This window comes from Lacisediminihabitans sp. H27-G8, from assembly GCF_046156175.1.
Lineage (GTDB): Bacteria > Actinomycetota > Actinomycetes > Actinomycetales > Microbacteriaceae > Lacisediminihabitans.
On sequence record NZ_JAYLVL010000002.1, the window covers coordinates 535844 to 552709 of the forward strand.

18 protein-coding genes are annotated in these 16866 nt (G+C 66.6%); 12 read left to right on the top strand and 6 right to left on the bottom strand.

The window, feature by feature from the left end; all coding sequences use genetic code 11:
- Positions 1–57 precede the first annotated feature (57 nt).
- Together VLI63_RS07285 and VLI63_RS07290 are read right to left on the bottom strand one after the other, a co-directional pair.
- Positions 58–906, bottom strand: a complete 849-nt coding sequence (locus tag VLI63_RS07285) for a flagellin (protein ID WP_409156196.1) — start codon at positions 904–906, stop codon at positions 58–60.
- A 118-nt stretch (positions 907–1024) separates the two neighbouring features.
- Entirely contained in the window at positions 1025–1867 is an 843-nt protein-coding gene (locus VLI63_RS07290; RefSeq protein ID WP_409156197.1) for a sigma-70 family RNA polymerase sigma factor, read from the bottom strand.
- A gap of 469 nt (positions 1868–2336) precedes the next feature.
- Here VLI63_RS07290 and VLI63_RS07295 point away from each other — a divergent pair, with 469 nt between their 5' ends.
- The 5 genes from VLI63_RS07295 to VLI63_RS07315 all read left to right on the top strand — a co-directional run bounded on the left by VLI63_RS07295 (position 2337) and on the right by VLI63_RS07315 (position 6251).
- A complete protein-coding gene (locus VLI63_RS07295) occupies positions 2337–2822 on the top strand; it encodes a flagellar protein FlgN (RefSeq protein WP_409156198.1) in 486 nt (161 codons plus the stop codon).
- 4 nt (positions 2823–2826) lie between these two features.
- Positions 2827–4254, top strand: a complete 1428-nt coding sequence (gene flgK / locus VLI63_RS07300; protein ID WP_409156199.1) for a flagellar hook-associated protein FlgK — start codon at positions 2827–2829, stop codon at positions 4252–4254.
- A gap of 3 nt (positions 4255–4257) precedes the next feature.
- Positions 4258–5139, top strand: coding sequence for a flagellin (locus VLI63_RS07305; protein ID WP_409156200.1), 882 nt, complete (start codon positions 4258–4260; stop codon positions 5137–5139).
- Positions 5136–5519: a flagellar assembly protein FliW gene (locus VLI63_RS07310; RefSeq protein WP_354576456.1), complete on the top strand. Its 384-nt coding sequence runs from the start codon at positions 5136–5138 to the stop codon at positions 5517–5519. Before VLI63_RS07305 ends, VLI63_RS07310 begins: the two co-directional genes overlap by 4 nt.
- 84 nt (positions 5520–5603) lie before the next feature.
- Positions 5604–6251: a dienelactone hydrolase family protein gene (locus tag VLI63_RS07315; protein ID WP_409156201.1), complete on the top strand. Its 648-nt coding sequence runs from the start codon at positions 5604–5606 to the stop codon at positions 6249–6251.
- Here the strand turns inward: VLI63_RS07315 and VLI63_RS07320 are convergent.
- From VLI63_RS07320 to VLI63_RS07330, 3 genes are read right to left on the bottom strand one after another with little or no spacing between them, the layout of a single operon-like run.
- Positions 6248–7234: a Gfo/Idh/MocA family protein gene (locus VLI63_RS07320; RefSeq protein ID WP_409156202.1), complete on the bottom strand. Its 987-nt coding sequence runs from the start codon at positions 7232–7234 to the stop codon at positions 6248–6250. The genes VLI63_RS07315 and VLI63_RS07320 overlap by 4 nt on opposite strands.
- A complete protein-coding gene (locus tag VLI63_RS07325) occupies positions 7231–9177 on the bottom strand; it encodes a DUF5107 domain-containing protein (RefSeq protein WP_409156203.1) in 1947 nt (648 codons plus the stop codon). Before VLI63_RS07325 ends, VLI63_RS07320 begins: the two co-directional genes overlap by 4 nt.
- Complete coding sequence (locus tag VLI63_RS07330) at positions 9174–10205, bottom strand: N-acetylglucosamine kinase (RefSeq protein WP_409156204.1); 1032 nt, start codon at positions 10203–10205, stop codon at positions 9174–9176. Before VLI63_RS07330 ends, VLI63_RS07325 begins: the two co-directional genes overlap by 4 nt.
- Positions 10206–10342: 137 nt before the next feature.
- On the opposite strand from VLI63_RS07330, the gene VLI63_RS07335 reads away from it, so the two are divergent.
- The 5 genes from VLI63_RS07335 to VLI63_RS07355 are packed head-to-tail and all read left to right on the top strand — an operon-like array spanning position 10343 to position 15399.
- Positions 10343–11251 (top strand): MurR/RpiR family transcriptional regulator, encoded by a 909-nt coding sequence (locus VLI63_RS07335; RefSeq protein WP_409156205.1) that lies wholly within the window; start codon positions 10343–10345, stop codon positions 11249–11251.
- A 14-nt stretch (positions 11252–11265) separates the two neighbouring features.
- Positions 11266–12033: a sugar isomerase domain-containing protein gene (locus VLI63_RS07340; protein WP_409156206.1), complete on the top strand. Its 768-nt coding sequence runs from the start codon at positions 11266–11268 to the stop codon at positions 12031–12033.
- Positions 12034–12083: 50 nt separating this feature from the next.
- Positions 12084–13520 carry an N-acetylglucosamine/diacetylchitobiose ABC transporter substrate-binding protein gene (ngcE, locus tag VLI63_RS07345; protein ID WP_409156207.1) on the top strand — a complete coding sequence of 479 codons (1437 nt, stop codon included), beginning with the start codon at positions 12084–12086 and terminating at the stop codon, positions 13518–13520.
- Positions 13517–14515 carry a carbohydrate ABC transporter permease gene (locus VLI63_RS07350; protein ID WP_409156208.1) on the top strand — a complete coding sequence of 333 codons (999 nt, stop codon included), beginning with the start codon at positions 13517–13519 and terminating at the stop codon, positions 14513–14515. The genes ngcE and VLI63_RS07350 overlap by 4 nt, the downstream gene beginning before the upstream one ends.
- Positions 14512–15399, top strand: coding sequence for a carbohydrate ABC transporter permease (locus VLI63_RS07355; RefSeq protein WP_409156209.1), 888 nt, complete (start codon positions 14512–14514; stop codon positions 15397–15399). The genes VLI63_RS07350 and VLI63_RS07355 overlap by 4 nt, the downstream gene beginning before the upstream one ends.
- An 18-nt stretch (positions 15400–15417) precedes the next feature.
- On the opposite strand, the gene VLI63_RS07360 is transcribed toward VLI63_RS07355, so the two are convergent.
- Positions 15418–15942: a DinB family protein gene (locus VLI63_RS07360; RefSeq protein WP_409156210.1), complete on the bottom strand. Its 525-nt coding sequence runs from the start codon at positions 15940–15942 to the stop codon at positions 15418–15420.
- A 44-nt stretch (positions 15943–15986) separates the two neighbouring features.
- Between VLI63_RS07360 and VLI63_RS07365 the strand changes: the two genes are divergently transcribed.
- Both VLI63_RS07365 and VLI63_RS07370 read left to right on the top strand, forming a co-directional pair.
- The gene (locus VLI63_RS07365) at positions 15987–16304 is read left to right on the top strand and encodes a DUF2470 domain-containing protein (RefSeq protein WP_409156211.1); all 318 of its coding nucleotides are present in this window, start codon (positions 15987–15989) and stop codon (positions 16302–16304) included.
- A 116-nt stretch (positions 16305–16420) separates the two neighbouring features.
- The gene (locus VLI63_RS07370; protein WP_409156212.1) at positions 16421–16831 is read left to right on the top strand and encodes a DUF4383 domain-containing protein; all 411 of its coding nucleotides are present in this window, start codon (positions 16421–16423) and stop codon (positions 16829–16831) included.
- Positions 16832–16866 lie beyond the last annotated feature (35 nt).

The window sequence follows — 16866 nt, forward strand, 5'->3', positions numbered from 1 at the left end:
TTCCCCTCGCGACAGCCACCGGGCGTTGCTTATTACACGCCTGCCGAGCTATCCGATCTAGCGGAGAAGCTGCAGCACGCCCTGGTTGCCCTGGTTGGCCTGCGCGAGCATCGCGGTGCCGGCCTGGGACAGGATGTTGGAGCGCGTGTACTTGACCATCTCGGACGCCATGTCGGTGTCGGTGATGCGCGACTTCGCCGCCGTCAGGTTCTCGGTGGAGACACTGAGGTTGCGGATGACGCTCTCGAAACGGTTCTGCTGCGCACCGAGGTTGGCGCGAGCAGTCGACACTCCTGTGATCTGCTGGTCGAGAAGGTCGATCGTTCCGCCAGTTCCGGTCACGGCGGCAGCGCTGGCAAAGCCGGCGGCTGCAAGACCGGTGACGACGGTGCCGATGGCCGTGACGTCGGTGTTGCTGACGCTGATCTGGTCGGACGAAGTCGCTCCGGCGCCGATCTGGAAGGTCAGCGGGGTCGCCGCCGCGGACGAATCGAGCAGCTTCGTTCCGTTGAAGTTGGCGGAGGTACCGATGCGGGTGAGCTCCGCGCCGAGTGCCGTGACCTCAGTGCTGATCGCCGAGCGCGACGTCGCGTTGTTCGAGTCGTTACCGGCCTGAACGGCGAGGTCACGAACGCGCTGCAGGATGGTCTGAACCTCGGAGAGCGAACCTTCAGCGGTCTGGATGACGCTGATGCCGTCCTGCGCGTTGCGGCTGGCGACCGTGAGGCCTCCGACCTGCGACTGCAGACCCTGGGAGATTGCGAGACCAGCTGCGTCATCCGCGGCGTGGTTGATGCGAAGACCGCTGGAGAGCTTCTCGAGCGACTTTGCGAGATCGTTCTGCGTGTTGCTGAGGTTCCGGTACGAGTTGAGTGCCGAAATGTTGGTGTTGACCTGCATACCCATGATGTATTCCTCCGTGATGTTGGGTTATTCGAATCGGCCCATCCGTGGTCCGACACCTTCAGCTATCGGCTGCTCACGCTGGTGCGTTAGGAGCCGGGCTGAAATCTTTTGAGTTGTTTTACGACGCGGCCGCGTTGCTCGACTGCGGCAGTGAGAGGTGGGAGAGTTCCGCCATCGCATAGCTGGCGACACGGGCCAGGTACGCGCTGCGGGCCGCGGGTGCGATGCGAGAGATCGGCTGGTACGAGGCGTCGCTGCCGGTGGGCGCTTCGTCGGCGAAGTACGAATCGGAGTAGTGGGTCTCCAGTCCGTCGCGCAGCAAGCGAATCGCCTCGGCGCGCTGCTGGGAGACGGCGGAATGGGTGATGCCCATCTCGTCGGCGATCTCCTTGACCGTGCGGTCTTCGAAGTAGACCTGGCGCACGATGAGACGCATCTTCTCGGGAAGCGCCTCGACGGCTGCGGCCAGGTAGTCGAGTCGCTCAGCAGAGAGGAGGGATTCCTCGGGGAGAGCGGTGTCGGCGATGAGGAACTCGGAGGTGGTGTCATCGAGCGGAGAGACGGTGCGGGCGGCATCCGTCAGGCCGGCGGTGACTTCACTGCGGTCCACTCCGAGCGAGGAGGCGATCTCGTCGACCGAGGGGGTGCGACCGAGCGCAGCGGTGAGGGTGTCCTTCACCGCGACGGTCTCCTTGATGCGGCGGCGAGCTCCGCGGCTCGCCCAGTCGCTCGAACGCATCTCATCGGCGAACGCGCCGACGATACGGCGACGGGCGAAGGCACCGAAGGGGATGCCGAGAGTCGGATCGAAGGCATCCGCCGAGGTGATCAGGGCGACCGCGCCAGCCGAGGCCAGGTCGTCGCGAGACAGGTGAGTCGCCTTGGCCCAGACCTCGGAGACGAGGTAGCCCACCAGCGGAAGATTCTGCACAACGAGCGCGTTGCGTTCTGTCCTGTTCACGTGCCTTGCCCCCGGATGCGATCCCAGCGATCGCGTTGCGGTCGGCGCCTCTTGCTCTAGATAAGAAGAGAACGCCTGCTAAAAAACGGACTGTTTTTCGGGTAAGGGTCGTGCGGGTGGAGCGGATACGTCGGGTGATTGAGCGGGTGTAGAACGAGTTCGAGGATCGGATTCCCCGTCGATCTGAGGCGACTCTATCGGCGCCAAGTACCCCGTCTTGCCCCCCTTATTAGTGGTATTTGCTCGATTCTTGTCCCCATTCCGGGGGCAAATGTACCCCGATCAAGTCCCCCGGTCCCCCTTGTGGCGGACACGTCGAATGCTCAGCTCTGCGACTTTCCGGCTTCACCGCTTACCTGCGGGATAGCCTTGCCGATAGTTCATCTCGTCGAGCGAGGTGGAGAAAATGCAGTCGGTAGAACGAGCACGGGAGTCGTCCGCACTGGCGGACGACCGAACGGGAGCCCGCATGAGCGCCAACGAACTCTCAGCCTGCCTGTGGAGGGAGCGAGAGCTCCTCGACCTGCTCGCCTTCAAGCTCGAGGAGGAGCAGTTCTTGCTCACCACGGGCAAGTCCCGGTGGCTCCAGTACGCCACCCGCGAGGTCGAGCAGGTGATGGAACGCCTCCGCGCCGCCGGCCTTGCCCGCTCGGTCGAAGCGGCCGTCGTCGCCGAAGAGTGGGGCGCACCCCAGAATGCGACCCTTCGCGAGCTCGTCGACACGGCGCCGGATGGCCCGTGGGCCGACATCTTCACCGCGCACCTGAACGCCCTCACCGAGTACACCGAGCAGATCCGCGACCTTCGCGACCTCAACGAGCACTACCTGCGCACCGCCCTGCGTTTCATCCAGGAGGCGCAGGCCGACGGTAGCACCGAGAGCGGCACCTACGACGCGAACGGTGAGTCCGGCGTCGCCAACCCCTCTGCCCAGATCTTCGACCTGAAACTGTGACCCCGTGAGTACCTTCAGCGGCCTGAATACGGCCTTCACCGGCCTCAACGCCGCTCGCCAGGGACTCGATGTCGTCGGTCAGAACATCGCCAACTCCGGCACCAAGGGATACACCCGCCAGCGCGTCAGCACGGCCGCGGCCGGATCTCTCACCCAGATCGGTCCTCTCGTGCTCTCCCGCGCCCAGGTCGGCCAGGGCGTGACCGTCGACGGCATCGCGCGGCTGGGAGATGTGATCCTCGACGGGCGCGTGCGAAGCTCTGCCGCGACATCCGGCAACCTCGCCGTTCGCTCCAATGCGCTCAGCAGCGTAGAAGCTTCCCTCAACGAGCCGAGCACCACCGGCATCTCCGCCCAGCTGAACGCCTTCTGGTCGGCGTGGGGAGATGTCTCGAACCGGCCCGGCGACGAGGCCCCCGCCGGCGTGCTGCTGCAGAAGGCGACCCAGCTCGCCGGGCAGATCGCGACCGGCTACTCCGCTGTCGATTCCACCTGGACCGATGTGCGCACCAAGCTCGACGGGATGGTGGCCGAACTCAACGACGCCGGCACCCGGGTCGCCGCCCTCAACGGCGCTATCCGCGACACTCTCGCCACGGGCGGGTCCGTCAACGAGATGCTCGACCAGCGTTCCGCCCTCACTTCCTCGATCGCCGCGCTCACCGGCGGCACGGTACGCACCCTCCCCGACGGCACCGCCGAGGTACTCGTGGGCGGCAACGCCCTCGTGTCCGGCGACGTGTTCCGCTCCGTCACGGTCACCGGCAGCAATTCCCTCGCCGGAGCGAGCGGCTCCCCCGTGACGCTGGAGTGGACCAACCGGCCCGGCCAGTCCGTCGCCGTCGAATCCGGCGAGATCGCCGGCTCGATCGCCATGCTCGCCGCCGCGAACGGCACTGGAACCGGTGGCGCGATCGCCGAGGCTGCGGCGGGCTACAACGCATTCGCCACCGCGCTTGCGAACACTGTCAACGCCGCCCACCAGGCCGGAGCGACTCCCTCCGGGGCCACCGGCCTCGACTTCTTCGCCATCTCGGCCACAGGCCCGGCGGCCCTCGGCCTGTCGGTGGTTCCGACCGGTGCCGCCCAGATCGCCAGCGGCACACCGGGTGCCGGCGGCAACAACGGCTCGAACGCCGAGGCGATCTCGCAGCTGGGATCGGCCCCCAATTCCCCCGACTCCGTCTGGTCGGCCTTCGTCACGAAGATCGGCACGACCTCGAAGACGGCACTCCAACAGGCCACTCTCGCTGACTCGGTGACCGCCGCTGCGACGGCCGCCCAGCTCGCGAACTCCTCCGTCGACCTCGATGAGGAAAACGTCAACATGCTGACGTTCCAAAAGGCTTACCAGGGCGCCGCCCGGGTCATGACGGCAGTCGACGAGATGCTCGACACCCTCATCAATCACACCGGAATAGTGGGGAGGTAGGTCATGGTCAATCGAGTGACGAGCCAGACCAGGATGGCGAACTCGCAGATCAACCTGCAGTCGGCCGCGGCCCTGCTGGCCAAGCTGCAGGACACGGCCACGAGTCTCAAGAAGATCACGACCCCCTCGGACGACCCGACCGGCACCGCCGACTCGATGCGCGTGCGTGCCGCCCAGAGCCAGACCGCCCAGTTCGGGCGCAATGCCGACGACGGGATGGGCTGGCTCTCCACCGTGGATGCGACCCTCAGCGCCAGCACCGACATCATGCACCAGGTGCGCGATCTCACCGTGCAGGGCGCCAACGACGGCTCACTCTCGCCGACGGCCAAGGAGGCCATCGCGACCGCTCTCGAAGGCCTCCGCACCGACCTGCTCGGCAAGGCCAACGCCACCTACCTCGGCCGCACCGTGTTCGCGGGCAGCTCCGACGCCGGCGTCGCCTTCCGGCCCGACCTGAGCTACACCGGCACCGGCTCATCGGTCGTCCGGCGCATCGATACCAACGCGACGGTGCAGGTGGATGCCGACGGGGCCGCCGCTTTCGGCACCGGCGCATCCTCCGCCTTCGCCCTCATCGACTCGATCGTCGCCGACCTGCGCTCGGGCGTCAACGTGGGGCCGAGCCTCACCGCCATCGACACGCGCATGACTGCGATGCTCAACACCCAGACCGCCGCCGGCGCTCGCCAGAACCAGATCACCGCAGCGAAGGATGCCATCGTGAGTAGGACCGGAAACCTCGAGGCGCAGCGCGCCGGGATCGAAGATGCAGACGTGGGAGAGATCGTGATCAAGCTCAAGCAGCAGGAGGTCACCTACCAGGCGGCCCTCGCCGTGACCGCGCGCACCCTGCAGCCCACTCTCATGGACTTCCTCCGATGAGCGCAGCGCTCGCCTTCGTCACCCCTCCGGCCGGGCTCGCCCCGCTCACGCAATTCACGCTCAACGAGGTCTCCGGGGCGGAGGGGCTGTATTCGCTCCGGGCCGTCGAGAACACCGCCATCCGCCTCTTCGTGCTCGATGCCGCGGTCTATCTGCCCGACTACTCCCCCGAGATCTCCGACGAACACTGCCGGGCCATCGACCTGCACAGTGCCGAAGACGCCATGGTGCTCGTGGTCGCGAACCCCGGTGAGACCGGCACGCGAATGAACCTGCTCGCTCCGATCGTGGTCAATGTGCACACGGGTGCCTGCGCCCAGGTGATCCTCGACGACCAGGACTTCCCGCTGCAGGCGGAGTTCGCGGTGCGCTCGGCCTGATCAGTGCGGCACCGGTGCCGCGGCTCCCGCCTCCACTAGAGTGACGTGCATCGAGACCACCCGTCGTTCTCACTAAGGGCCGGTATGTCAGAGCTCGTCCCCATCCCCTCGCCGGGAATCCCCCTCACCTTCGGCGAGCGGGGCAGACCGCTCGTGCTCCTGCTGCACGACTGGTACGGACGGCTTCCCTGGCTCGCGAATTACGCCACCGCACTTTCCCGCCAGGGCTACCGCGTGATCGTTCCCGACCTCTACAACGGCGTCGCCACCGTCGAGGCCGCGACGGCCGAGGTGCTGATGGCCCAGCTGGATGTGGCGGGCGCTCTCGCGGAACTCGACGACATCATCCAGGTGGCGCGCACCGAAGGCAGCACCCGGGTGGGTGTGGTGGGATTCTCCCTCGGCGGCTGGCTCGCCCTCTTGCATGCCCAGAGCGGCGAAGCGGATGCGGTTGTCGCGTACTACGCGACGCTCGGGCCGTCCCAGCACGGCGTGATCCCGGCCCCGGTGCTGCTCCATCTCGCCGAGATCGACGACTGGGATGAGGGCGAGGACCCGGAGTCGTTCATCGACAGGTTGAAGGACCACGGCACGCCGATCACCGAGTGGACCTACCTCGCGACCGTGCATTCCTTCGCCAACGCGACGATCACCGATCGCGTGGATGTGAACGCCGCCGCTCTCGCCTTCGCCCGCTCCTCCGCGTTTCTGGAAGACTACCTGCTCGACTAGCCGAGGGCGACCGCGTGGCGGGTGTCCAGCGATTCCCGTGCCGCGAGCGCGACGGCGAGAGCGAGCACCGCGGCATCCACCGGGCAGAAGTCCGGAGCGGATGCGGAGCGCACGCACTCGAGGAAGTATTCGGCCTGGTTTCGGTAGGGATTGTGCGCCCCGATCAGCTTCTCCGTCACCCCCGCCGCAGTCTGCACGCGTACGGTGTCCGGCGCCGATGACAGCTCCTCGGAATCGAGCCTTCCGGCGAAGCCGTGACTGGCGAGTCCCTCGCTGCCGACGAGGTCGAGCGTCGAGGCGAAGGTGAATCCGCGCGGCATCCCCATGAAACCGGTGATGTGGCCCACTCCTCCCCCCTCGTAGTCGACAGTCGCCTCGACCGGGCCGTCGGGTCTCGCGCGGTTGGCGGTCACCGAGAGCGGAGTGCCGAGCAGCAGGTTGAGCTGGTCGAAGTCGTGGATGCTGAAGTCGACCACCACCCCTCCGGACTGCGCGTCATCGTGCCACCAGGTCGACGGCCGGGGAGCCGGGCTGAACCGGCCGGCCCGCACGGAGAACAGGCTGCCGAGCTTCCCCTCTTCCACGAAGCGCCGCACCAGCCGGTAGCCGTCGAAGAAGCGCACCACGTGGGCGACCATGAGCACCCCCACGCTCGTGGCGGCCTCATCCCGCAGCGCGACGGCATCCGCCATCGTGAGCGCTATCGGCTTCTCGAGCAGCACGTTCTTGCCCGCTCGCAAAGCGCGGAGGGCGATCGCCGCATGGGTGGTCGTGGGGGTGCACACCGACACGATGGTGACCCGGGGGTCTGCGAGAACCACGCCGAGGTCCGATTCGAAGCGCGCCAGCCGGGCATGCGGAAGCGGTGCGCCATCCGTCAGTGTATTGACATAGAGGATGTCATCACCCAGCCCGAGTTCGCTCCAGGCCCGCGCGTGAGCCTGAGCCATCGCTCCGCGACCGACGATCGCGATGCCGGTCATCGGCTGTCCTCGGTCATGCTGAACTCGTAGTGACGGGGGATCGGCTCGTTCGGGATGACTCTTCGCCAGAGTTCTGCCATGGCGTTCTCCCCCTCCCGGAGGTCTGCGACCACGATGTCCCGTCGCAAGAGCGTCACGGCGCCGGCAGAGTCTCCCGCCAGGGCGAGAGCTCGAGCCTTCAACAGTCGCAATCTGCCGCTTCGTTGACCTCCCCCGATTCCGGGGAGCGACAGCATCTCGAGGGCGGCAGTGGCCGCACCCTGCGCGATCGCTGCCGTCGCCGCTTCGACGATCAGCGCGGTGTTGGCTGGATCCAGCAGGCAGGCGCGGCGGTAGTGCTCCACCGCCTCGGCCCGCCCCCGCGGATCGCTGCCGCTCATGCCGAGCACGGCGAGTCCGCGTTCGGCACCGGCGCTCGGCCCGGACTCGAGGGATGCCCGGTAGAGACGCGCGGCAGCCTCGCGGTCTCCGGCGGCGTGCCTCATGGTCGCCCGGTGGAAGCAGGATGCCGCGCTGTCGCCCCCTTCGGCGCAGAGCCGTTCCCAATCGGCGCCGGCCACGAATCCGCCGGTCCCCGGCGGGGGGCTCGACGTGGTGCGCCCTTCCAACAGATCCAGCCAGGCACTCTGCTCGTCCGTGATGGATGCGCGCGGGAATGGCGTGCCGGCCTCGTCGATCCACCGCTGCCCCGATCGACTCCGTCGTGCGCTCTCGAGCGCGCCCCATCCGTTGCCCGAGAGCAGGATTCGGTCGGGAGGCAGGTCGGCCCAGGACCGGACTGCGCGGTGCGCAGCGTCGAGCTCAGCGGCATCTGCCAGCCGCGCGAGCCGCTCTTCTGCGTGTGTGACAGCTTGTTGCCAATCCGGGCTCTGCGCGAGCGCCGGGGAGAGTCGGCCATTGCCGTAGGCCTCCACCCAGCTCCATTCCGCGCCGGCGGGCATCTCCAGGTGCTGGAACTGGGTCTGGGCGAGCCCGGCCTGAATCTCGGCGTAGTCGCCGCCGCTTGGCGTGAGCCAGCGCTGCCACCGCCGGCCTCCGGCACCCCGTCCCCAGACGAAGAGCTTTCGCCCGCGCAGCCCCTTCGTGGAGAGCATCGCCAGACCGTCACCCTGCCGATCGGCTGCGACGACCCACGGTCGCTGCTCCGGTGGGATATCGAAGAAGAAGTCCCTGGCCCGGGCGTTGTTCGTCGGCCGGGTCCAGTCCGTTTCGGGTGGCGCCGCGGTGACCGGCACTCGGGAGATGCCCCCCTCGTACGCGCTTGCGAAGGCGGACTCGGCCGGAGCAAGCACACGAGTGCGCTCGCTCTCGGGAATGGCGGCGTTGGTCCACCAGTACATCGGAACGGCGCTGTCGTTCGGGTTCCTCAACCGCACCGCGACGAACAGCACCGGCGAATCAGCCGGCAACCACGCATCGACCTGGAATACCACCTGGCGCAATCGGTCGAATTCCCACAGCCGGAGCAGCTCCTGGCCCTCCGGCGTGCGGATGATCGCGGTGTGGATGGGGCTCGCAGTGCCCGGCGAATGCCCGCGGGTGCCGATGTTCCATTCGATCCCCCCGGCGAACCAGGCGTTGCGCAGTCCGAGGTTGGCGAGCTGGATCGTGTCCGGCGAATGGAGGAGGTGCTTGCCGCTGACCTTGTCGAAGAGCTCCCACAGTCGCCCGTCCCATTCCGGAAGGAACACGGCGCGCAACAGGTCGTTCTCGAGCACCACTGTCATCACCGGCGTGTCCACGAGGTCGCGCCCGTAGTCCCCCTGCTCCTGGTAGGGGTAGAGGGTGGACGGATTGCCGTAGACGGAACCCTCGAGGATTTCCGGGGGGATGTCCCCGGAGATCGAGGAGGGCGTCTCCAGCGGAGGACCGACCATTGGCAGCGGGTCCGGTGGGTCGAACTCCGGGAGTGCCAGGACACGAGACCCTGTCGTGAGGCTCATGCGAGGACGGCCCTCCCGCGGGCACCATCGATCTCCACGGTGAGACGACGATGCAGGGACAGGTCCACCTCGCGGCCGAGGTGACGGAAGGCGAGAACTGCAGCCCCGACGATGCCGTCTTCCACCGGCACGAGTTCGGCGCCGCCGAGGGCGTCCTGCAACCGGTCGGTGAAGATGGCCGGTGCCCGCGCGAGACCGGCAGCGAGCACGCTGCCGCCCAAAACGACCACATCTGGCACCGAGGTGTCGCCGAACTCCGGTTCCCGCGCGGCAATGAGCACCCTCGCGATTCCCTCGGCCGCCGCCTCGAGGATCTCGCGAGCCACCGGGTCCGCGGGTGAGACGTCGAGGGCTTGGAAGGCGAGCGGAGCAAACCGGGCGAGCTCGACGGGCCGCAGCGCGTAGAGCTCATGGACGAGCCGGGAGAGCTCTTCGGACCGCCCGCGACTGCGTGCTCCCGTCCGTTCGATGCCGGTTGCCTCCAGCAGGAGCTGAGTGAGAGTGGTCGGCGGGCCAAGACCGTCGAGCGAGGCGACCACCGCGCGGGCGACCTGCTGGCCGATCCAGAATCCCGAGCCGGCGTCTCCGAGCAGCCAGCCCGATCCGCCCTTCACGGTGTGGATCTGGCCATCGGAGATGCGAGCGGCGATCGTGCCCGTGCCGGCGATCACCGCGTAGCCCTCGGCCAGCGGGGTACCTGAGCAGAAGGTTCCCAGCAGATCCGGCTCGATGACGGTGCGACCGGCGAGCCCGAGACCCGCCAGCCTCGACTCCAGCAGCGTGATGAACGGGGGCGTCGCGGTGCCTGCCAACGCGATCACCACGATCGAGTCGCTGGTCGGCGAGGGGATCCGCCCTCCCAGGGCCCGCTCCGCGGCGAGAGTGAGGGCATCGACGGCGCCGGCCACGCCCACCGCGGTGGGGTTGCCCCCGCTGGCGCGGCCGAATCCGGAGCATGCTCCCGACGAATCGAGCAGCACTGCCCGCGAGGACGTGCCCCCCGCGTCAATGGCCAGAATTTTTCGCATCGTTACTTCTTCGAAATATTTGGGATCTGAGCACACTGTACTGTAAGAATAATTTTCGTGAACCTCCAAAGAAGGAGATTGTAATTACCACCGTCACGTCTCCCCCCGCCACTCCCCCCGGCGAGCATGCCGCAGGGGTGGCCAACCGCATCCAGTCGCGGCGGCCGGAGATGTCGGGCGCCATGGCGAAGATCGCGGACTACCTGCTCGAGTACCCCCAGGCGCCGCTCAAGCTCTCGATCGGCCAGCTCGCCGCCCAGGCCGGGGCCTCCGCGGCCACCGTCACTCGATTCTGTCGACTGATCGGATATGCCGGTTACGTGCCGTTCCGGGTGAGCATCGCCACCGATTTCGGGCGCAGCACGGCGCGCGACTCCTGGAAGACCGACATCGGCCGGGCCTTCGGCCCGCAGGATTCCGCCGCGGATGTGCTCAGCACCCTGATCAACGCCCACTCCCGCACGCTGCGTGAAACCGCCGCCGCGATCGACCTGCCCCTGATGAAAAAGATTGCCAAACGCATCGCCACGAGCAGTCACGTCGACATCTACGGGGTCGGGGGGAGCGCGTTCCTCGCCGAGGAGATGCAGGCACGGCTCTACCGCATCGGCGTGAATACCCACGTGTGGTCGGAGGTGCACGCGGGCCTCACGAGCGCCGCCATCCAGAATGCCGGATCGGTGGCCATCGGAATCTCCAACTCCGGGCGCACGGAGGAGACGATCCAGATGCTGCGGGAAGCCGGTCGGGCCGGGGCGCTCACCGTGGCGATCAGCAACAATCCGACCTCTCCCCTCGCGGAGAACGCCAATCTCACGATCGTCACCTCGGTCTACGAGCAGTTCCTCCAGCCCGACGACCTCTCGGCGAAGCACGGCCAGCTGCTCGTGCTCGACCTGCTGTACCTGCTCACCGCGCAGGAGAACTTCTCCCGCTCCACCAACAACCTCGCTGCTTCCGCCCTCGCGGTAGCGACGCACCGCCGCCCCCGCCGTGCCCCGATCTCCCCGCGCCCCGCGCGCGAGACCCCGCCATCGATCGACTGAAAACAGGAGTCACCGTGCCAGAAACCGTCACCCAGTCCGACCTGGACAGCGCCTTCACCCGCGAGGTCCAGTCTCGAATCGAGGCCCTCGCGGCGAGCGCCCGGGCCGGCGCCTTCGACGACGCCATCACCCTGTTCGTCGAGGCGATCGGGCGCGGTGGAGTGATCCAGGCCTTCGGTACGGGCCATTCGGAGGCCTTCGCCATGGAGATCGCCGGTCGTGCCGGTGGCCTCATCCCCACCAAGAAGATCGCCCTCCGCGACGTGGTGCTGCGTGGCAGCCTGGACATCAGCGCCCTCGGCGGCTCTTCCCTCGAACGCAATCCCGACATCGCCGCGGAGCTGTTCGCGATCGCGGGCGCCGGCCCCAACGACGTCTTCGTGATCGCCTCCAACTCCGGTGTCAACGGCTCGATCGTCGGCCTCGCCCTCGAGGCGAAACAGCACGGTCATCCGGTGATCGCGGTGACCAGCCTCGACCACACCATGCGGGTCGAGCCGAAGCACGCCAGCGGCAAGCGACTCCGCGATGTGGCGGATGTCGTGCTCGACAACCTCGCTCCCTTCGGTGACGCGACGATCGAGCTCTCCGGGGGAATCCCGGTCGGCGCGGTCTCCTCCATCACCGCGGCCTACATCGCCCAGATCCTCACCATCGGCACGGCCCAGCGCATCGCCGCGCAGGGTTCGACGCCTCCCCTCTACATCTCGGCGAACATCCCGGGCGGAGACGAGCACAACAAAGCCCTCGAACTGCAGTACAACATCACCCGCAACGCCTGATTCGCAGCATCCGGAATCCCCGTCACCCCAAGAATGAAAGGCAGTACACCATGAGCAACACCTCTTTGACGAACGCAGCAGTGACGAAGGCAGCAGAGCCCTTCCAGCGCCGCCAGTTCCTGCGCGGCGCCCTCGCTGTCGGCATCTTCATTCCCGCCACCGGGATGCTCGCATCCTGCGTGGGCGGCGGGGGCACCACCGCGGCACCGGGCGGCACCGTGTCGGCCAAGAACCCCTTCGGCATGGCGGACAAGTCCACGGTCGACGCGGTCATCTTCAAGGGCGGCTACGGCATCGACTACGCCGACTATGCCGGCAAGGTCGTGGAGAAGGCTCAGGCCGGATCCACGGTCAAGGTCACGGCCGCAACCAACATCGCGCAGACCCTTCAGCCGCGCTTCGTCGGCGGAAACCCGCCCGACGTGATCGACAACAGCGGCGCGAACCTCATCGGCATCAACACCATCCGTGCCCAGCTCGAAGACCTCACCTCGGTGATCGAGGCGAAGAACCTCGAGGGCAAGGTCATCAAAGACACCCTCTACGCCGGAGTGATCGAGCCGGGCACCTTCGACGGCAAGTTCGTTCAGCTCAACTACGTGCTCACCGTCTACGCGATGTGGTACTCGGCCGCGCTGTTCGAGACGAACGGCTGGACGGTCCCCACCACCTACGAGGAGGCTCTCGCCCTCGGCGCGAAGGCGAAGGCACAGGGCAAGTACCTGTTCGGCTGGGGCAAGGAGGCTGCCACCTACTACCAGACGATGGCCATCGCCTCCGCGATCAAGGAGGGGGGCGACGACGTGCGCCTCGCCCTGGAGAACCTGAAGGACGGATGCTGGTCGCTCCAGCCCATCCAGGACGTGTTCACCGGCCTCAAGAAGATCATCGATGCCGGCTACATGCAGCCCGGTGGTGCTGGCACGCAGTTCACCGCGGCTCAGGCCCAGTGGAGCAACGAGGAGAAGTTCCTGCTCTACCCCTCGGGAGGCTGGATCGAGAACGAGATGAAGACGCAGACCAAGGCGGGCTTCAAGATGACCGGTGCTCCGGAGCTCACGGTGACGACGTCATCCAAGTTCCCGCAGAAGTCGCTGCACTCCACAGCCGGTGAGGGCTACATCGTGCCGTCCCAGGGCAAGAACGTGGCCGGCGGCAAGGAGTTCCTGCGCGCGATGCTCTCGAACGACGCGGCGGTCAACTTCGCCAAGACGACCTTCTCGTCGACCATCGTGAAGGGCACCATCCCGGCGGATGGCTTCGGCTCGACGGCACTCGTGTCGCAGGTGAAACTGCTCGACGGCGCCGGCAGCGACGTCTTCTCGTGGAACTTCGTCGACCTCTACGGGCTCAACACCGACCAGCTCGTTGTGTGGAACACCTTCCTGCAGGGTGACTCCTCGGTCGCCCAGCTCACGTCGAGCCTGCAGTCCATCACCGACAAGGTGCGCAACGACAGCTCGGTGAAGAAGGTCACGGTCAAATGACCGCTGTCGTTCCTCCCACTTCGGCGCCGGGCGGCGGAGTCTCTGTCGCCCGGCGCTGGAGCCGGCGTGATCTCACTTTCGACAAGATCAGCTTCATGATCGTGTTCCTGGTCGTGCCCGTTCTCGGGTACGTATTGTTCGTGGTGTGGCCGTTCATCCAGGCCTTCTACTACTCGCTCACGGACTGGTCTGGATTCACGCCCGGGATGAACTTCATCGGCCTGGTGAACTACGGCAAGCTCTTCTCCGACGACATCTTCATGAAGGCGGTGGGCAACAGCCTCATCCTGGTGATCTTCCTGCCGATCATCACCGTGGTGCTCAGCCTGGTGCTCGCCTCCCTCGTCACCGTCGGCGGGCCGAGCCAGGGCCCCGTGCGCGGTCTGCGCAACTCGAGCGTGTACCGGGTAGTCTCCTTCTTCCCCTACGTGATCCCGGCGATCGTCATCGGCATCATCTGGAATCAGGTCTACGACCCCAGCCACGGCATCCTCAACGGACTGCTCACCGGGCTGGGGCTCGACCAGTTCCAGTCGTTCGCCTGGCTGGGTGAGCAGCGGACCGCCATGATCGCGACGATGTTCGTCATCGTGTGGGGGCTCGTCGGTTTCTACATGGTGCTGTTCGTCGCAGCGATCAAGGGCATTCCCGCCGAGATCTTCGAGGCGGCGCGCATCGACGGGGCGGGCCGTTTCCGCACCGCGGTGACGATCACCATTCCGCTGATTCGTGACAACATCCAGACCGCCTACATCTACATGGGCATCCTGGCGCTGGATGCCTTCGTCTATATGGCCGCGCTGAACCCCGGCGGCGGTCCGAACAACTCCACCCTCGTCATGTCGCAGCAGCTCTTCACCACGGCATTCACCAAGGGCCAATTCGGCCTGGCGTGCGCCATGGGAGTCGTTCTTGCGCTGGTGACCCTGGCCTTCGCCGGCATCGTCTTCCTGGTCAACCGACTCACCGGCGGCACGAATGAGGTAGCAGAATGACCACGATCAAAGCGGATGCCGCCGTCCGCACCTTCACCCGCAAATCCGCCACGACCACCGGTGATCGCGTGGTCGGCGGTATCTCCCATACGATCCTCACGATCTGGTGCATCATCGTGGTGCTGCCGCTGCTCTGGACGGTCATGTCGTCGTTCAAGACCAGTTCGGAGATCTTCTCCTCACCGTTCTCGCTGCCGGCGAAGTGGAACTTCGACAACTATGTCGGCGCCTGGACGACGGCCGGCATCGGCAGCTTCCTGCTCAACACGGTGATCGTGGTGTTCGGCGCCCTCGCGGTGACCATGCTGTTCGGCGCGATGTGCGCATACGTACTCGCCCGCTTCCAGTTCCCGGGAAGCCGCGGCATCTACTACCTGATGCTCGCGGGCCTCACCTTTCCCATCTTCCTGGCGATCGTGCCGCTGTTCTTCGTGCTTCGGAGTATCGGGCTGCTCAACACGCTGCCCGGGCTCATCCTCACCTATGCGGCATTCGCCCTGCCGTTCACCGTGTTCTTCCTCTTCTCGTTCTTTAAAGCACTGCCCAATTCGATCGCAGAGGCGGCGGCACTGGATGGCGCGGGGGAGTGGCGCACGTTCTTCCAGGTGATGCTGCCGATGGCACGTCCCGGGCTCGCGACAGTCGCCATCCTCAACTTCGTCGGGCTGTGGAACCAGTTCCTCCTGCCGGTGGCGTTGAACACCGATCCGAAGAACTATGTGCTCACGCAGGGGATGGCATCCTTCGCGTCGCAGGCCGGCTACTCGGTGGACTTCGGGCAGCTCTTCGCCGGGGCGGTCATGACGATCGTGCCGGTGTTCATCGTCTACCTGATCTTCCAGCGCCAGCTGCAGGGCTCCGTGTCGCAGGGTACGAGCAAGTAGAGCCCGCTCCCGCGAGTGTCACTCGGCGGCGCGTACGTCCCAGAGGTGATGCGTGGGGTCGTGGGCGAGATACACCGCGAAGCTCGCAATGGTGAAGGTCGCCCCATCGCTGCGGCGTCCGGGGCGGCTCCACGCGGCATCCGGAATCGCGTCGAAAGCCTCGGCGAGCGCCGAACCGGCCGCGACGATCTCGCGTGCGACCGCTGCCGGTTCCTGCGCGTTGTACCGCTCGGCCAGCGCCGTCTCGTCCTGGTCCCAGTTGGGGTAGACCGGGTCCTCCTCGTCGAGCATCAGACCGAGGCGCACGCGGAAGATGCGATACACGTCCCGCACGTGAGCGGCATATTCGAGGGGCGACCAGGTGCTGTCGTCGGGCCGCTGCGCGACATCCGCTCGCTGCAGAACCGCCGGCCAGGCTGCCGCGTTCGCGCGCACGAGTCCCGCGACATCCCGTGCCGTGATGGTGGTGGCATCGAACCCGCACTCCGGGCACGGTCGGTCGAGCACCCAGGTCCAGTTCTTGGTGTCAGGCATGATCGGCATGCTCCCATGGTGGCCCATGAGGGCGAACGGATACCGTAGATGTCGTGCCAGATTCCCCCGTTTTCCCGCCTGCCGTGGTCGCCGCCGTTCTCTCTCACATGAACTCCGACCATGCCGACGACAACCTTCTCATCGCGCGAGCCTTCGCCGACCCCGCCGCTACCGCCTGCGCGATGACCTCGCTCGACGGTGAGGCCGGCTACTGGGGCTACGCCGTCGAGGGGAGCAGCGATGAATGCGACGGGGAATTGCGGATGCCGTGGGCGGCGCCCATCACGGAGCGCGCCGAGATCCGTCGCGAGATCGTGTCGCTCTACGAGCAGGCGCACGCCCGCCTCGGCACCACCCCTCGACCGCGCTGAGGCTACGCTGGGCACTCGCTGAGCACCCGGTGAATATCCGCTACCAAACCCTCGGACGCGTGGCCACGAATACCTAGTCAAGCGAGACACCCGTCGAGCTGTAGAGGAGAAACATCATGTCCAAGTCACCCAACCGCCTGCTCGCGACCGTCTTCGGCGCGGTCTACCTTCTCGTAGGACTGCTCGGCTTCACGGCAACCTCCGGCGTCGGCTTCTTCGATGTCAAGGGCGGCCTGCTGCTCGGCATCTTCGAGGTCAACGTGTTCCACAACGTCGCTCACCTTCTGATCGGCGCCGCGCTTCTCATCGCCGGACTGTCCAGCATTCGCGCATCCAAGACCGTGAACACCACAGTCGGGGCCGCGTACCTGCTGCTCGGCATCGTCGGCCTGTTCATCCTCAACTCGGCCGCCAACATCCTCGCCATCAACACCGCGGACAACGTGCTCCACTTCGGTAGCGCCGTGATCCTGCTCGGTGTCGGGCTCGGCGCCGACAAGGCAGTTCGCGCCCACGCCGCCGCGTAGTCGCATCCGCTCGATCGATCGCAGGGGAGAGTTCT

What these genes read in the sequence shown, in the direction of transcription:
- VLI63_RS07285 (WP_409156196.1), bottom strand. Translation starts at nt 906, where the DNA reads ATGGGTATGCAGGTCAACACCAACATTTCGGCACTCAACTCGTACCGG.
- VLI63_RS07360 (WP_409156210.1), bottom strand. Translation starts at nt 15,942, where the DNA reads ATGCCGATCATGCCTGACACCAAGAACTGGACCTGGGTGCTCGACCGA.
- ngcE (WP_409156207.1), top strand. Translation starts at nt 12,084, where the DNA reads ATGAGCAACACCTCTTTGACGAACGCAGCAGTGACGAAGGCAGCAGAG.
- VLI63_RS07295 (WP_409156198.1), top strand. Translation starts at nt 2,337, where the DNA reads ATGAGCGCCAACGAACTCTCAGCCTGCCTGTGGAGGGAGCGAGAGCTC.
- VLI63_RS07320 (WP_409156202.1), bottom strand. Translation starts at nt 7,234, where the DNA reads ATGACCGGCATCGCGATCGTCGGTCGCGGAGCGATGGCTCAGGCTCAC.
- VLI63_RS07305 (WP_409156200.1), top strand. Translation starts at nt 4,258, where the DNA reads ATGGTCAATCGAGTGACGAGCCAGACCAGGATGGCGAACTCGCAGATC.
- VLI63_RS07310 (WP_354576456.1), top strand. Translation starts at nt 5,136, where the DNA reads ATGAGCGCAGCGCTCGCCTTCGTCACCCCTCCGGCCGGGCTCGCCCCG.
- VLI63_RS07355 (WP_409156209.1), top strand. Translation starts at nt 14,512, where the DNA reads ATGACCACGATCAAAGCGGATGCCGCCGTCCGCACCTTCACCCGCAAA.
- VLI63_RS07325 (WP_409156203.1), bottom strand. Translation starts at nt 9,177, where the DNA reads ATGAGCCTCACGACAGGGTCTCGTGTCCTGGCACTCCCGGAGTTCGAC.
- VLI63_RS07315 (WP_409156201.1), top strand. Translation starts at nt 5,604, where the DNA reads ATGTCAGAGCTCGTCCCCATCCCCTCGCCGGGAATCCCCCTCACCTTC.
- VLI63_RS07350 (WP_409156208.1), top strand. Translation starts at nt 13,517, where the DNA reads ATGACCGCTGTCGTTCCTCCCACTTCGGCGCCGGGCGGCGGAGTCTCT.
- VLI63_RS07370 (WP_409156212.1), top strand. Translation starts at nt 16,421, where the DNA reads ATGTCCAAGTCACCCAACCGCCTGCTCGCGACCGTCTTCGGCGCGGTC.
- VLI63_RS07330 (WP_409156204.1), bottom strand. Translation starts at nt 10,205, where the DNA reads ATGCGAAAAATTCTGGCCATTGACGCGGGGGGCACGTCCTCGCGGGCA.